This is a genomic window from Agarivorans sp. QJM3NY_33 (assembly GCF_050870865.2).
Lineage (GTDB): Bacteria > Pseudomonadota > Gammaproteobacteria > Enterobacterales > Celerinatantimonadaceae > Agarivorans.
The window spans coordinates 3,663,093-3,676,885 of record NZ_CP194039.2 but is presented as its reverse complement, the minus strand read 5'-3'; the positions used below and the strand labels follow the sequence as shown (position 1 = coordinate 3,676,885).

Annotated in this window: 11 protein-coding genes, 1 other RNA gene and 1 CRISPR repeat array; of the genes, 8 read left to right on the top strand and 4 right to left on the bottom strand. The window is 45.6% G+C overall.

Annotated features, from left to right (window positions below):
- The first annotated feature begins 6 nt into the window (after positions 1 to 6).
- Both csy3 and cas6f read left to right on the top strand, forming a co-directional pair.
- Entirely contained in the window at positions 7 to 990 is a 984-nt protein-coding gene (gene csy3, locus ACRRSY_RS16615; protein ID WP_432463657.1) for a type I-F CRISPR-associated protein Csy3, read from the top strand.
- Positions 991 to 998: 8 nt separating this feature from the next.
- Positions 999 to 1,583 carry a type I-F CRISPR-associated endoribonuclease Cas6/Csy4 gene (cas6f, locus tag ACRRSY_RS16610; protein WP_432463656.1) on the top strand — a complete coding sequence of 195 codons (585 nt, stop codon included), beginning with the start codon at positions 999 to 1,001 and terminating at the stop codon, positions 1,581 to 1,583.
- A gap of 130 nt (positions 1,584 to 1,713) precedes the next feature.
- Positions 1,714 to 4,744: direct repeats of the CRISPR family, unit length 28 nt; unit sequence GTTCACTGCCGCACAGGCAGCTCAGAAA.
- A 434-nt stretch (positions 4,745 to 5,178) separates the two neighbouring features.
- Here cas6f and ssrA read toward each other — a convergent pair.
- Positions 5,179 to 5,545: a transfer-messenger RNA gene (gene ssrA, locus ACRRSY_RS16605) on the bottom strand.
- Between the two features lie 86 nt (positions 5,546 to 5,631).
- Entirely contained in the window at positions 5,632 to 6,117 is a 486-nt protein-coding gene (smpB, locus tag ACRRSY_RS16600; protein WP_432452145.1) for an SsrA-binding protein SmpB, read from the bottom strand.
- A gap of 101 nt (positions 6,118 to 6,218) precedes the next feature.
- Here smpB and ACRRSY_RS16595 point away from each other — a divergent pair, with 101 nt between their 5' ends.
- Both ACRRSY_RS16595 and ACRRSY_RS16590 read left to right on the top strand, forming a co-directional pair.
- Positions 6,219 to 6,647 carry an SRPBCC family protein gene (locus ACRRSY_RS16595; RefSeq protein ID WP_432452146.1) on the top strand — a complete coding sequence of 143 codons (429 nt, stop codon included), beginning with the start codon at positions 6,219 to 6,221 and terminating at the stop codon, positions 6,645 to 6,647.
- Between the two features lie 2 nt (positions 6,648 to 6,649).
- A complete protein-coding gene (locus ACRRSY_RS16590; RefSeq protein ID WP_432452147.1) occupies positions 6,650 to 6,991 on the top strand; it encodes an RnfH family protein in 342 nt (113 codons plus the stop codon).
- 49 nt (positions 6,992 to 7,040) lie between these two features.
- Here ACRRSY_RS16590 and ACRRSY_RS16585 read toward each other — a convergent pair whose 3' ends face one another.
- Both ACRRSY_RS16585 and recN read right to left on the bottom strand, forming a co-directional pair.
- The gene (locus ACRRSY_RS16585) at positions 7,041 to 7,406 is read right to left on the bottom strand and encodes an outer membrane protein assembly factor BamE (protein WP_432452148.1); all 366 of its coding nucleotides are present in this window, start codon (positions 7,404 to 7,406) and stop codon (positions 7,041 to 7,043) included.
- Between the two features lie 77 nt (positions 7,407 to 7,483).
- The gene (gene recN, locus ACRRSY_RS16580; RefSeq protein WP_432452149.1) at positions 7,484 to 9,151 is read right to left on the bottom strand and encodes a DNA repair protein RecN; all 1,668 of its coding nucleotides are present in this window, start codon (positions 9,149 to 9,151) and stop codon (positions 7,484 to 7,486) included.
- Between the two features lie 560 nt (positions 9,152 to 9,711).
- Here recN and ACRRSY_RS16575 point away from each other — a divergent pair.
- The 4 genes from ACRRSY_RS16575 to ACRRSY_RS16560 are packed head-to-tail and all read left to right on the top strand — an operon-like array spanning position 9,712 to position 13,668.
- A complete protein-coding gene (locus ACRRSY_RS16575; RefSeq protein WP_432459872.1) occupies positions 9,712 to 10,782 on the top strand; it encodes an extracellular solute-binding protein in 1,071 nt (356 codons plus the stop codon).
- Positions 10,783 to 10,839: 57 nt separating this feature from the next.
- Positions 10,840 to 11,955, top strand: a complete 1,116-nt coding sequence (locus ACRRSY_RS16570) for an ABC transporter ATP-binding protein (RefSeq protein ID WP_432463655.1) — start codon at positions 10,840 to 10,842, stop codon at positions 11,953 to 11,955.
- Positions 11,945 to 12,802 carry an ABC transporter permease gene (locus ACRRSY_RS16565; protein WP_432452152.1) on the top strand — a complete coding sequence of 286 codons (858 nt, stop codon included), beginning with the start codon at positions 11,945 to 11,947 and terminating at the stop codon, positions 12,800 to 12,802. The genes ACRRSY_RS16570 and ACRRSY_RS16565 overlap by 11 nt, the downstream gene beginning before the upstream one ends.
- 11 nt (positions 12,803 to 12,813) lie before the next feature.
- Positions 12,814 to 13,668, top strand: coding sequence for an ABC transporter permease (locus ACRRSY_RS16560; RefSeq protein WP_432463654.1), 855 nt, complete (start codon positions 12,814 to 12,816; stop codon positions 13,666 to 13,668).
- Positions 13,669 to 13,793: the final 125 nt, after the last annotated feature.

Genomic DNA, 13,793 nt, shown 5'->3' with positions numbered 1-13,793 from the left:
TTAACTATGGCTGATGTAAAACTTAAAACCCCTTCTGTATTGGCTTTTGAAGCCAAGCTAATTCCATCGGATGCCTTGATGTTTGCGGGTAACTTTACTGAAAACAGTTGGCAGCCAATTGTGGTTGGAGAAAAAGCTGTAAGAGGTACTATTTCAAACAGGCTAAAAGCGGCGACAGCGAATGACCCTGCAAAACTCGATGCGGAAGTCTCAAAAGCGAATTTACAAACCGTTGATGTCGCAGCATTACCGCATAGTGCCGATACCTTAAAGTTGGTATTTACTCTTCGCGTATTAAGTAACTTGCATGTTCCTTCAACCTGTAATAATCCTGATTATCAAAGTGCACTAGCCGAAAAAGTAAAGCACTATCAAGGCGCAACAGAATTTAAAGAACTGGCAAAACGTTATGCACAGAACATTGCCAATGGTCGCTTCTTATGGCGTAACCGAGTCGGCGCAGAGGCTGTAAAAATTGTGGTTACTGCGGATAACCAGCAACTTATCTTTAATAGTTATGAGTTTAGCTTGCGCAACTTTGATGAAAATGAGCAAGTGAACCAGTTAGCAAAAGTTATTCAATTAGGGCTGACAGAGCAACATGCTTTTATCAAGGTTGAAGCCTATAGCCAATTAGGGCAAGGCCAAGCGGTTTACCCATCTCAAGAGTTAGTGATGGGTGGCGGTAAAGGTGATAAGAGTAAATTTTTATATCAACTCGACGGTCAAGCGGCAATGCACTCGCAAAAAATAGGCAATGCACTACGTACCATTGACACATGGCACTCTGAAGCGGAAGAAATTGGTCCAATTGCGGTAGAACCATACGGTTCGGTGACCAATCGCGGCGCAGCATATCGCCAGCCAAAAGAGAGTATGGATTTTTATAAGTTACTCGATGGGTGGATGTTAAAAGGTAAAGAGCCTGAGCTTGAGCAGCAGCATTATATTATGGCGATGCTGATCCGTGGTGGTGTATTTGGTGAATAGGAGTTCTAATGAAATATTATCTCGACATTAGTTTGTTACCAAATGATGACCTTGGGCATTATTTTTTGTGGGAAAAGCTTTATCACCAAGTACATTTGGCTCTGGTCGATTATAAAAATCAGCAAGGCCAATTTAACATTGCCGCTGGTTTCCCACAATATTGCGCACAGAAGTGTCGTTTAGGTGCCAAGCTTCGGTTGTTTGCTGAAACCGAGTCATGCTTAGCTGCGTTGAACATAGAATTATGGTTAGCTAAATATAACGATTATTTACATATTACCCGCATCAAACCTGTACCTGAAAAGGTCAAGTCATTTGTTAGTTACGCGCGGCCAGCATTTGCGGCAAGTATCAAGCAAAGCATCACGCGCAGAATGAAGCGGCATCATGAAACATGGGAGCAAGCTTCTGCTCACTTCGAAGGCTATAAGCCTAGAAAAATTAAAGCGCCCTTTGTGTATATACATAGCTATAGCAAACAGACTCGTTTTCCTTTATTTATTGCTCAAATTACATCGAAAAGTGATTCTGAGGGGGAATGCGCTTTTGATAGCTATGGTTTAACTAGGCAAGGAAGTATTCCTCAATTTTAACCCTTTATTTTGGCTCTTTAAAAATATACCTTTAAAACAACAGCTTACACACAGGTCGTTTTTATAAGCTTAAAATATAAATGTTAAGCTAACGACTTGTTGTAACTTATTTTTATGCTGATATTCTATTGTTCACTGCCGCACAGGCAGCTCAGAAAAATGGAAAGCAAATAGTGACAATTACTTGCTTGTTCACTGCCGCACAGGCAGCTCAGAAAAAAAACCCATAACACGATCACAAAGCTCTTGCGTTCACTGCCGCACAGGCAGCTCAGAAATGATGGTCGTATTCCTGCTGGTGTTAATAACTGTTCACTGCCGCACAGGCAGCTCAGAAATACAACTTCAATGTGGTTTTTTGGGTAAACATGTTCACTGCCGCACAGGCAGCTCAGAAAATTAGAATCGTATTCCCATAGGAAAGTATCTCGTTCACTGCCGCACAGGCAGCTCAGAAATAGCGAAGCGTTTGCCGCGCAATTCTCGAAAGGTTCACTGCCGCACAGGCAGCTCAGAAATATGGGAATACGATTCTAATGGGAATATGATTGTTCACTGCCGCACAGGCAGCTCAGAAATACTTGTGCAGGTTTCCACTCACCCTTAACACGTTCACTGCCGCACAGGCAGCTCAGAAATTTACCGATTGCCTCGAAAGCTTCACATTCTTGTTCACTGCCGCACAGGCAGCTCAGAAATGGCAACGTTTTACATACTTTTTTAATTGCTTGTTCACTGCCGCACAGGCAGCTCAGAAAACTATGAATACGATTCGAATGGGAATATGATTGTTCACTGCCGCACAGGCAGCTCAGAAAGTCAAAGCAAACTTAGGCAACCTTTTTGCTTGGTTCACTGCCGCACAGGCAGCTCAGAAATAATCTATATGTTAGCTAGTCGCTGTGATACCGTTCACTGCCGCACAGGCAGCTCAGAAATCAATAGAATAGTTACAACCTACAATTTCAATGTTCACTGCCGCACAGGCAGCTCAGAAATTGGCCATTATGGCGCTAGCGGCCAAGGGCTCGTTCACTGCCGCACAGGCAGCTCAGAAATTGTTGGCGCTTACACTGGTTTAATTGCAGCAGTTCACTGCCGCACAGGCAGCTCAGAAATGGCAAAGTCATGGCTGATGACGTGCTAAACCGTTCACTGCCGCACAGGCAGCTCAGAAAACTCAACCCCCAGCGTTTTGTAAGTCGGTAATGTTCACTGCCGCACAGGCAGCTCAGAAAAAATTAGAATTAAATAAATCAGCAGCTGGCTTGTTCACTGCCGCACAGGCAGCTCAGAAAGCCCAATCACAGAACGTTGTTGATGCTGATGAGTTCACTGCCGCACAGGCAGCTCAGAAAAAGAAGAACCTTCACAATTAGCGCCAGAACTAGTTCACTGCCGCACAGGCAGCTCAGAAATAGCGATGAAAATGGTGAAAAAGGCTACAATAGTTCACTGCCGCACAGGCAGCTCAGAAACGCTGAATTGAAACAGATGATCGCGCAATCAGGTTCACTGCCGCACAGGCAGCTCAGAAATCATAAATCCGGCCAACAATGATCGAGTCGCCGTTCACTGCCGCACAGGCAGCTCAGAAATTGAAGGATATGAGTCTAAAACTGTTAGCAGGGTTCACTGCCGCACAGGCAGCTCAGAAAAGCTTATAAGCGCGGTTCATTTATTCTTTAGGTGTTCACTGCCGCACAGGCAGCTCAGAAAATTTTGGGCGGCATCAAAATAAATGCGTAACAGTTCACTGCCGCACAGGCAGCTCAGAAATAAAAATAATGCAAACCAATGTAATTACTCATGTTCACTGCCGCACAGGCAGCTCAGAAATATCAAGCGCTGTCTTGGCCGCGTCAAGATGCGTTCACTGCCGCACAGGCAGCTCAGAAATTTGCCAAGTACCATTTAAAAGCCAAGTTTCTGTTCACTGCCGCACAGGCAGCTCAGAAAAACAAATAATAAGATTCCAATTGTCATTCCTCGTTCACTGCCGCACAGGCAGCTCAGAAAGCACATTGCGAGGCGTAGCGACCAAACCAACGGTTCACTGCCGCACAGGCAGCTCAGAAATCCGTATATTTTCTGCATCTTGCTTACGTTTGGTTCACTGCCGCACAGGCAGCTCAGAAACTGCTGCAAAGCGCGAGCATAGAAAGGCGGTAGTTCACTGCCGCACAGGCAGCTCAGAAATTGATATCAGGAGTAGCTTTGACAATATCCCAGTTCACTGCCGCACAGGCAGCTCAGAAAAAGCAGAAAAACGCTGCATCATATTAGGCATATGTTCACTGCCGCACAGGCAGCTCAGAAAATATTAGTCACAACTGGTTTACCACGACTTAAAGTTCACTGCCGCACAGGCAGCTCAGAAATAAAGTGTGTGGCAGTATTACCTAAGTCATGCGTTCACTGCCGCACAGGCAGCTCAGAAACGTTGATAAATTAGATGCTGTTTTATTAGTGCGTTCACTGCCGCACAGGCAGCTCAGAAATACCTATACAAAGACACTAAGCGACAGCTAAAGTTCACTGCCGCACAGGCAGCTCAGAAACGTTTAAAAAGGTTTTTGGGTGTCGTGGATGAGTTCACTGCCGCACAGGCAGCTCAGAAATAGAACTGATAGTAACATATGTCCCATTGCTTGTTCACTGCCGCACAGGCAGCTCAGAAATAATGGGAGTATTTACCAATATGAATACGATTGTTCACTGCCGCACAGGCAGCTCAGAAAAGCATGCTAACTTTGTAATATGAGTTACAAGCGTTCACTGCCGCACAGGCAGCTCAGAAATAAATGGCGCGCGGTCAGTCGTTCACTTTAATGTTCACTGCCGCACAGGCAGCTCAGAAAAGTTGAGTACGTGCAGTTTATTGCTTACTCTGGTTCACTGCCGCACAGGCAGCTCAGAAATTTAACGGATTCCCGCATTCTGGGCAGGTGTAGTTCACTGCCGCACAGGCAGCTCAGAAAAATCAGGCTTAGCCTGTTTAACAATGCGCTGAGTTCACTGCCGCACAGGCAGCTCAGAAATTAAAAAAAGCATATGAGCTTTAAATTATCCAGTTCACTGCCGCACAGGCAGCTCAGAAAATTTCTTGAGCATAAGCCCAACCATCATTAGTGTTCACTGCCGCACAGGCAGCTCAGAAATGAGAATGGATTGAAAATGGCGGTGAAATACATCCCTGCGGCTCACCCAGTTCGGCATCCATGCCTCTCGCTCGTAGCCATTGCTGCGCAATACTCGCCCGCACAGGCAGCTTAGAAATGAGAATGGATTGAAAATGGTGGTGAAATACATCCCTGCGGCTCACCCAGTTCGGCATCCATGCCTCTCGCTCGTAGCCATTGCTGCGCAATACTCGCCGGACAGGCAGCTCAGAAATGGGAATGGATTGAAAATGGCGGTGAAATGCATCCTTGCGGCTCACCCAGTTCGGCATCCATGCCTCTCGCTCGTAGCCATTGCTGCGCAGTACTCGCCCGCACAGGCAGTTTGGAATTGGTTAAAATAAACGAGAGTGTTGCTAAGGCGAATTACAGGTACAAAAAAAGACGCCCTAAGACGTCTTTCAATGTGGTGTTGGTGGAGCTGGCGGGTTTCGAACCCGCGTCCAAAACCATTCTAACCAATGGCGCTACATGCTTAGTTTGTCTTTATTCTCGTTAGCAAGCTGCGAACAAACACGCCACTTACTCACATACCAGAATTCTATTTCGCGGTTCGGCTCTCTAGTCAAAGCGTCCCTCGCTATCTTGTTTGGGTTTGAACTTCTATGATTCCCCGTCTTACAAGCGGAAGCTAGGGTAGAAGTGCTCTAGCAGGTTATTAAGCTGCTAGTGCGTAGTTTTCGTCGTTTGCGACTATTTTTTTGCGGCTTTTTACGTGGCAAACCGCCCCACGACATGCTCCACAAGCCTTCCTGATCCTGTCGAATCCAATTCAGCCCCGGAATTTCTAGAACATTCTAACACAAGCCTGATACAAACCGATAGCGGCTTGGGTTTAAATGCTGTTTATTTGTCCAGTTGAGTGTTTATCTAAAGCTGTGTTTCATCACTCGGTCTTTGGTGCGTTGCCATTCGCGATCTTTCTCGTCTTCGCGTTTGTCTTGATCTTTCTTACCTTTGGCTAAGCCTATCTCTAGTTTGGCCCAAGAGGCTTTCCAGTAGAGCGCCGTGGCAACAATGGTATAACCTTGGCGTTCAACCGCGCCAATCAGTTTATCTAACTCGCGTCGGTTTAGCAGCAGTTTGCGGATCCGGGTTGGGTCGGCAACCACGTGAGTGGAAGCCGATAATAAGGGTTGAACATTTAAACCGGAAACAAAGGCTTCACCGTCGCGAACATATACGTAGCTCTCGGCGATGTTAACCTTACCGGTTCTCATTGATTTAACTTCCCAGCCTTGAAGTTCAATACCCGCTTCGAATTTATCTTCGATACGGTACTCATGGCGCGCTCTTTTATTCAGCGCGATGGTATTTGAACCGGCTTTTGATTTTGATTTATTCTTACTCATAGGCCGCTATTATACGCATGCAGCGAGGGTTTAAAACTGATATTGTGCGGTTTAGCCGTGTGAATGCTAAAATGTTGCCAGATTTGAAGAAAGAGTGGGTTATGCCGCAAGTAAACCGTAGTGCCTTGGTGATGTTTAGCGCCAAGCAAATGTACCAATTAGTGAATGATGTTGACGCTTATCCCGAGTTTTTACCGGGGTGCGTGAGTAGTGAAATTATTGAGCAGGGCCCGCTGAGCATGGTGGCTCAGGTTGGGGTGGCCAAGGCTGGTATTAAAAACAGCTTTGTGACGGAAAATACTTTAACTGAAGATCAATCGATTCAGATGAACTTGGTGAATGGGCCGTTTAAGTCCTTAACTGGAGTATGGCATTTTGTCGCTTTAGATGAGCAAGCCTGTAAGGTGATGCTGGATTTGAACTTTGAATTTAGCAACAAGTTGATTGCAGCGGCCTTTGGCCGAGTCTTTCAAGAATTGGCCGGCTCGATGGTGCAGGCTTTTGTCGACCGAGCAAAACAGGTGTATTAGTGGTGAGCGAAAAAATTAATATTGAAGTGGTATATGGCTTACCAGAGCGTCAAGTATTACTGGCACTGAGTGTTGCACAAGGCTGCGATATTTTGGCCGCCATTAAGCAGTCGGGTATTGTGGATCACTTTCCAGAGATTGAGCCTGAGTCGGCTTCGGTTGGCATTTTTAGTCGAGCGGCTAAACTGGATCAAACTTTGCGTGATGGCGATAGAATTGAAATCTATCGTCCCTTAATTGCCGATCCTAAAGAGCTTCGTAAAATTAGAGCTGAACGCGCAAAGGCTGCGGGGAGGGCAGATAAAACCACCGGTGGCAGGCCCAAGCAACGCGCTGAAGCTTAAACCAAAAAGCCAGATCGATGATCTGGCTTTTTTATATGCTTGGGGGCAGTTAGCTGGTTTCGTCTTCGAGAGGCACCATAAAGTCTTTACTAATTTGGTAGTCACCTTCAACCAGCGCTAGGTGGTTATTCACAAACTCAACCACCAAATTTCTTCGTTCGAGTGAGCCATTACCACTTTTGTAACTGTATAGGTAGTACCAACGTTCTTGGTCGAAAGCATCTACTAACATCGGTGAACCCAATACAAATTGAACCTGCTCCTTGGTCATGTTGACGCGGAGCTGTTCTACTTTGGCATCGTCGATGTAGTTACCCTGTGGGATATCAACCTTATATACCATCCAATCGAAGGCTGAACAGGCGCTAAGTCCGAGGCTGGCAAGTAGAATAAAAATTTTAGCTGTGAAACGCATTGTTAATCGAAGCTCCTTGTTAAGGAAGGCATCATAACCAAGCCCCGCCCGAAAAAGAAGCGTCTACTACGAAGAATTTAGTCTTCAACCAACAATTCTTGCGCATTTGCCAGTGCAGAAGGGGTAATTGCATCGCCGGCGAGCAGGCGAGCCAATTCTTCGAGACGTTGTTGGCCGTTTAAAGTGAGCATGTTGGTGATGGTTTCATTTTTCTTCTGTTGCTTACTCACTAACATCTGTTGATGACCATGTCCCGCTACCTGTGGTAAGTGGGTCACACACAATACTTGGCACTGTTGCCCAAGTTTTCGTAGCATGCCGCCCACCACTGCGGCGGTTGGTCCACTAATGCCTACGTCAACTTCATCGAAGATCAGGGTTGGGGTTAAAATACTGGCTGAGCAAATCACTTGAATGGCCAAACCAATACGGGAGAGTTCTCCGCCAGAGGCCACTTTATCAATACTTTGCATCGGCTGACCAGGGTTGGTGGTGACCCGCAACTCGACGCGATCTACGCCATTTGAATTGGTGAACTGGCTGGCATCACTTTGTAGTGCAAATTCACATTGGGCTTTCGCCATACTGAGTTTATGGATTTCTTTGGTGATTAATTTACTGAGGCTACTGGCGGCACGTTCGCGACTTTTCGATAGTTTATTGGCCTTACTTAGATAAATCTGCCATGCCTGCTCAATGTCTTCCGTAAGATGCTCGAAGCGCTGGCTTTGTTGACTCAGCTGCTCTAACTGTTGCTGTAAATTCAAATGTAGTGCTGGCAGTTGTTCGGCGTTGGTATGGTGTTTTCTGGCCAACTCAAGGGCTTGGCTGAGTCGCAGTTCTAACTCGGCAAATAACTCTGGGTCGTAGTCTAGCTGCTCGCTGTAATGGCCTAACTGTTGGCCGGCTTCTTCAATCTGAATCTGTGCATCGTGTAACAGATTGTTGATGTTTTCGAGTTTGGGATCGAGCGCGAGAAGCTGGCTGGTAGTTCTACAGGCTTGGCCTAGCATGTCTAGTACATTAACTTGCTCATCTAAGGCTAGGAGCTGGCTAAGCTGAAAACTACTTTGTTGCAGCTCGGTGCTGTGAGAAAGACGCTGATGTTGTTGTTCTATGGTTTGGTATTCCCCTTCAGCCAGAGAAAACTCGTCTAATTCTTTAACCTGATATTCAAGCAGTTGTTGTTGGGCCAGCAGTTCTTTTTGTTGCTGTTGGGCAAGTTCTTGCTCGTTACAGAGGCCTTTCCAATGCTGGTAAGCTTGTTTCACTTCACTCAGCAATTGCGGATGAGCGGCATACTGATCGACAATCGCCAGTTGTTGGCTGGGTTTAAGCAATAGCTGATGCGCATGTTGCCCATGAATGCTAACGAGGTATTGCCCTAGTTGTTTGAGTTGTGCCAAGGGGACCGCAGTACCATTGATATAGGCTTTAGAGCGACCTTCTTTGGTGACTACTCGGCGTAATATGCAATCATCGTCGCTTAACAGCTCATTTTGCTGCAGCCATAGCCGCGCGGCTTGGTTCTGGCTGATCTCAAATTGCGCACTGACTTCTGCCTTACTGGCACCCTGGCGCACCATGCTCGCTTCCGCTCGGTTACCTAAACACAAGCCTAAGGCATCGATTGCAATTGATTTACCTGCGCCAGTTTCACCAGTGATGGTGGTCATGCCTCGGCTTAAATCGAGCTCTAAGAACCGAACAATTGCAAAGTTTTGTACGCTGAGTTGAGTGAGCATTCCTATACCTGTTTATCCATACAGCTGCTGTATAAATATATAGCGGTATTTTTGTGCATGCAAGTGCAAATCGTAAAAAGCTGGTTTACTGGTGCTAAGGATGAGGCAAGGGATATTTTTATACGCTTATGTCGCCGCCCATAAGAGAGAGGATTACTCTGGAACTCGGTCACTCATTTAATTGATTTAATTATATAAAGTAGCAAATGGCCGATGATTTGGTGGTTACTGGAGGTATTGTATGCAGGTAGCATTGTTAGCTGCCTATTGCCGATATAAGTAGCACAATTCACTACTCGTTAACTTCTGGTCATTGGTTATTCTGTTATCTAGAATTCATATTTTTGTCACAATGGGTGGTTTTTTTGGCCGTTGTTTTGTCAGGTAAGCGCTTGTTTTAAGGCGGCATGGCTGGCTTTAGCTTGATTTTTATTCATTTTTTAGTTGCTTGCAGCTTCACATTTGTGTCATAAAAGTAGTGCATGTTTATCAAATAGTTGTTGTATCGCTGCTGTATTAGTCGGCAGCCCAATTAACCTTAGAAATACATGGAAGATATTATGTTGAATAAACGTTTTGCAATAAGCAGCTTGTTACTTGGTATGGGAGCCATGGCAAGTGTGCAAGCCAGTGCCGAAACACTTCGTCTACTAACTTGGGGCGGTTATGCGCCTCAAGAGGTGATCGATTTGTTTCAAAAAGAAACTGGTATTGAAGTAAAAGTCACCAAATCAAACAACGAAGATATGATTTCTAAGTTACGCGCAACAGGCGGCTCTGGTTTCGATTTGGCGCAACCTAGTCAAGACCGTATCACTGGTGTGCAACTACAGTTTGGTATTTATCAGCCCATCGATTTAGCCCGAATTGACCAGAAACAAATTATTAGTTCAATGCTCGATGCGACCAAGAAAAATACTGCCGTGGGCGATAAAGTATTTGGTGTTCCGCATGTTTGGGGAACCAGCGGTTTGGTGGTGAACGGTAATATGGCCAAAGATGTAGCTGACTATACCGATTTATGTCAAAGCAAGTATCAGGGCAAAATTTCTTATCGTTTGAAACGTCCTACTTTAATTGCTTTTGCTTTTGCTCTTGGCGAAGATCCTTTTGCGGCTTACGCCGATCCTGCCAAATACCAACAGATCTTGGATAAGGTTGAAGCGAAGCTTGTGGAATGTAAGCCCATCGTGAAAACTTACTGGTCTGGTGGTGATGAGTTGATGAACCTGATGCGTGCCAACGAAGTGGTTGCCGCGATGGCTTGGGATGCAGGTGGTTGGAAGTTAAACCGAGATCAAGCAAATATTCAGTTTGTTGCACCAAAGTCTGGCGCGCTAGGTTGGATTGATACTTTTGCGATTCCACGCAAGTCAAAAGCAGTCGACGCCGCTTATCAATGGATCAATTTTGTGATGCGTCCAGAAATCGCAGCAAAAATTACCGAGTCTGCGGGTAACTTCACCGCCTCGAAAGGCTCCGATGCCTATGTGAACGAAGTGGCTAAAGCACAGTTTAATGCCAGTTTTAGTAGCGATGATATTGATAATATTAAATGGTATCCCGCAGTACCTGCTGGCTTAGAAGCCATGGAAGGCAAGGTGCTGGATCGCGTGCAAGCTGCACAATAAGCACTTATCAATGGGCCGTAAGGCCCTTCTTTTTTTATCTTTGGATGTACTTGTACTATGGCGGGAAACGCTAAATTTGATCTTGAATGTGAACACCTCTCTAAGCACTTTTCTGATTTTACCGCAGTAGACGGTTTAAATTTTAATGTTGAAGCTGGGTCTTTCTTTTCTATTCTAGGGCCTTCGGGCTGTGGTAAAACCACCTTGCTAAGGATGCTTGCTGGTTTTGAATTTCCCAGTGAGGGAGAGATCCGTATCCATCAAAAGCGAGTCAATGAGCTGGCCCCCAATAAGCGTCCGGTGAATATGGTGTTTCAGCACTTGGCCTTATTTCCCAACATGAATGTGGCTGAGAATATCGCTTATGGTTTAAAGCGTCGTGGTGTGAAAGCGGCTGAGCGAAGCGCAAAAATTAAAGATGTACTCAGCCGAGTGGGTTTAGACGGTAGTCAACAGAAGCAAATTGCCCAGTTGTCGGGTGGTCAAAAACAACGGATTGCGATCGCCCGTAGTCTGGTCTTAGAGCCGCGTTTATTATTACTTGATGAGCCGCTAGGAGCTTTAGATCTAAAACTTAGAGAGAAGATGAAGGTTGAGCTTAAACACTTACAACGTGAGTTTGGTACCACCTTTATTTACATTACGCATGATCAGTCTGAAGCCTTGGTGATGTCGGATAAAGTAGCGGTGATGAACCGTGGCCGCTTCGAGCAGGTGGCAAGTCCGCAGCAACTTTATTATCAACCGCAGTCAGCCTTTGTGGCTAAGTTTGTTGGACAAACCAATCAACTATCGGCGGTGGTGGTCGAGCAACGTCAAGCGGTGGCGCTATTGAAGACCGCCCGAGGGCGACACTTGATTGTTGAAACCGATGTGCAGCAGCGTCCGCAAACCACCGTAGATGTATTTGTTCGGCCAGAGGCGATTGGTATCGCCAAGGCGGGTGAAGATGTGAAAGCGGATAATCAGTTTGATGTGAAGGTTGAAGAGTGTCTGTTTGATGGCGCCAGCTCGACCTTAATGGTGAGAGACCAGCATCATGATGAGCTTTATCGGGTTTCTCCTGGCGCTGACTTTGCTTTGCAAAATATTGTGGTCGGCAGCCCATTACGTATTTATTGGAATGCATCTCAAGCGCGCTGTATCACGAAAGAGGTGAACGGTGAAAGCTAAAACTCTGGGCTTTTATTTATTAATCTTGCCTTTTCTGCTGTGGTTTGTGCTGTTGATTGTATTGCCACATTTGCAAATGTTAGAGCTATCTTTAATCAAGCGTGATTATAGTGTGGGTGACAGTGTTGGCCTTTATCAGTATCAGCAGTTCTTTTCTGAACCCCTGTATTGGCACACCTTGTTACGCACCGTGTGGATGTCGTTATTGGCCACCTTTATCACCTTAGTGATTAGTTTTCCAGTTGCATTTTTTATCGCGAAAGTGGCTAAGGGACGTAGCAAGCGTTTGTTATTGCTGAGTTGTTTATTGCCATTTTGGGTGAGTGAGTTAGTGCGAACTTATGGCTGGATGATTCTATTGCGCGAATCTGGAGTGATTAGCCAAGGCTTAATGGCTCTGGGTTTAACCGAGCAGCCAATCGAGTTTTTATACAATGATGTGAGTATGTTGATTGGCTTGGTTTATACCTCCATGCTGTTTATGGTGGTGCCTTTGGTGAGTACGCTGGAAGGCTTAGATCAAAGCTTGATTGAAGCCGGTTATGATTTAGGTGGGAACGGCTGGAACGTGACTCAATCGATTGTGATCCCTTATGCCATGCCAGGCATCGTCTCTGGATGCATTATGGTGTTTATGCTGTGTTTAGGGAATTACTTAACGCCGCGCTTATTGGGCGGAAAAGATAGCCTATGGTTTACCGAGCAAATTTTCACCCAGTTTATTACTCGTTTTAACTGGGAGTTAGGGGCTGCTTTTGGGGTGGTGTTATTGGTGGTTTCTTCTGCGGTGGTCGCCTTGGGGCTGAAACTGAGTGGCCAATCATTCAGTAAGACGCTGGGGCGTTAAAGGACTTTAGTATGTTGCATCAGTTACGCGGGCCAGCCAACACGGTTTACCGTTTCTATATGGTTGGATTTTTGGTTTTTTTGGCTTTGCCTTTGAGCATTGTTGGTTTATTTGCTTTTAACGATAGCTTGTATGCGTCTTTGCCTTGGCAGGGATTCACCCTCGATTGGTTTATCGGTCAGCAGCAACCCAAACTGGGGATATTTTACGATCAGCCTTTGCTGTCTAGCATTGGCGTAAGCGCCATGATCGCCTGTTTGGTTACGGTTTTTTCGTTATTGCTATCTACGGCCAATGCTTGGCTATTTGTACGTTTCGATTTTCCGGGTAAAAACTGGTTATATATTGGTCTGTTATTGCCCTTGGTCATCCCTGGAGTCATTTTGGGGGTTGCAATATTGGTGGCCAGTAGCCGGCTGGCCAATGGTTTGGAAGAGTATTTTTTATGGGAATGGGAGTGGTTGCGACCGGGATTTAGTTTAGTGGTTATTGGCCAGGTGGCTTTTATTACGACGATTTCAACGCTGATTATTTTGGCGCGTTTACGTAAGTTTGATTTTAGTTTTGAGGAAGCTGCACTCAATTTGGGCGCCAGTCGTTGGGTTGCTTTTTTTACTGTGGTACTGCCTTTTTTAAGCCCTGCATTAGTGGGTGCCGCAGTGGTTAGTTTTTTGATGTCATTTGAAAACTTTAATACCACTTTGATGTTAGTGGGATCGGATGCGCCACTGACCATTGCGATGTACGACCGTTTAAGAGAAGGCTCAACACCGGTACTGAATGCAGTGTCGTTGTTACTGATGCTTAGCTCCGCGGTAGTGGCTTTGTTCTCGATGTTATTAAGTCATGGCAAGTCTGAAGATTAGTTCTCAGGCTGAACTATAATACACAGAGTCTGGACTATTTCTCGCCTTGGGTTTTAACGGGTTTATTTTGATGGTTGTTCTGCCGAGGCTTTGCTTTTGCTTGAGGCTTTGCTGTTGAGTCTACT

What these genes read in the sequence shown, in the direction of transcription:
- csy3 (WP_432463657.1), top strand. Translation starts at nt 7, where the DNA reads ATGGCTGATGTAAAACTTAAAACCCCTTCTGTATTGGCTTTTGAAGCC.
- recN (WP_432452149.1), bottom strand. Translation starts at nt 9,151, where the DNA reads ATGCTCACTCAACTCAGCGTACAAAACTTTGCAATTGTTCGGTTCTTA.
- ACRRSY_RS16560 (WP_432463654.1), top strand. Translation starts at nt 12,814, where the DNA reads ATGTTGCATCAGTTACGCGGGCCAGCCAACACGGTTTACCGTTTCTAT.
- ACRRSY_RS16585 (WP_432452148.1), bottom strand. Translation starts at nt 7,406, where the DNA reads ATGCGTTTCACAGCTAAAATTTTTATTCTACTTGCCAGCCTCGGACTT.
- ACRRSY_RS16570 (WP_432463655.1), top strand. Translation starts at nt 10,840, where the DNA reads ATGGCGGGAAACGCTAAATTTGATCTTGAATGTGAACACCTCTCTAAG.
- smpB (WP_432452145.1), bottom strand. Translation starts at nt 6,117, where the DNA reads ATGAGTAAGAATAAATCAAAATCAAAAGCCGGTTCAAATACCATCGCG.
- cas6f (WP_432463656.1), top strand. Translation starts at nt 999, where the DNA reads ATGAAATATTATCTCGACATTAGTTTGTTACCAAATGATGACCTTGGG.
- ACRRSY_RS16595 (WP_432452146.1), top strand. Translation starts at nt 6,219, where the DNA reads ATGCCGCAAGTAAACCGTAGTGCCTTGGTGATGTTTAGCGCCAAGCAA.
- ACRRSY_RS16575 (WP_432459872.1), top strand. Translation starts at nt 9,712, where the DNA reads ATGTTGAATAAACGTTTTGCAATAAGCAGCTTGTTACTTGGTATGGGA.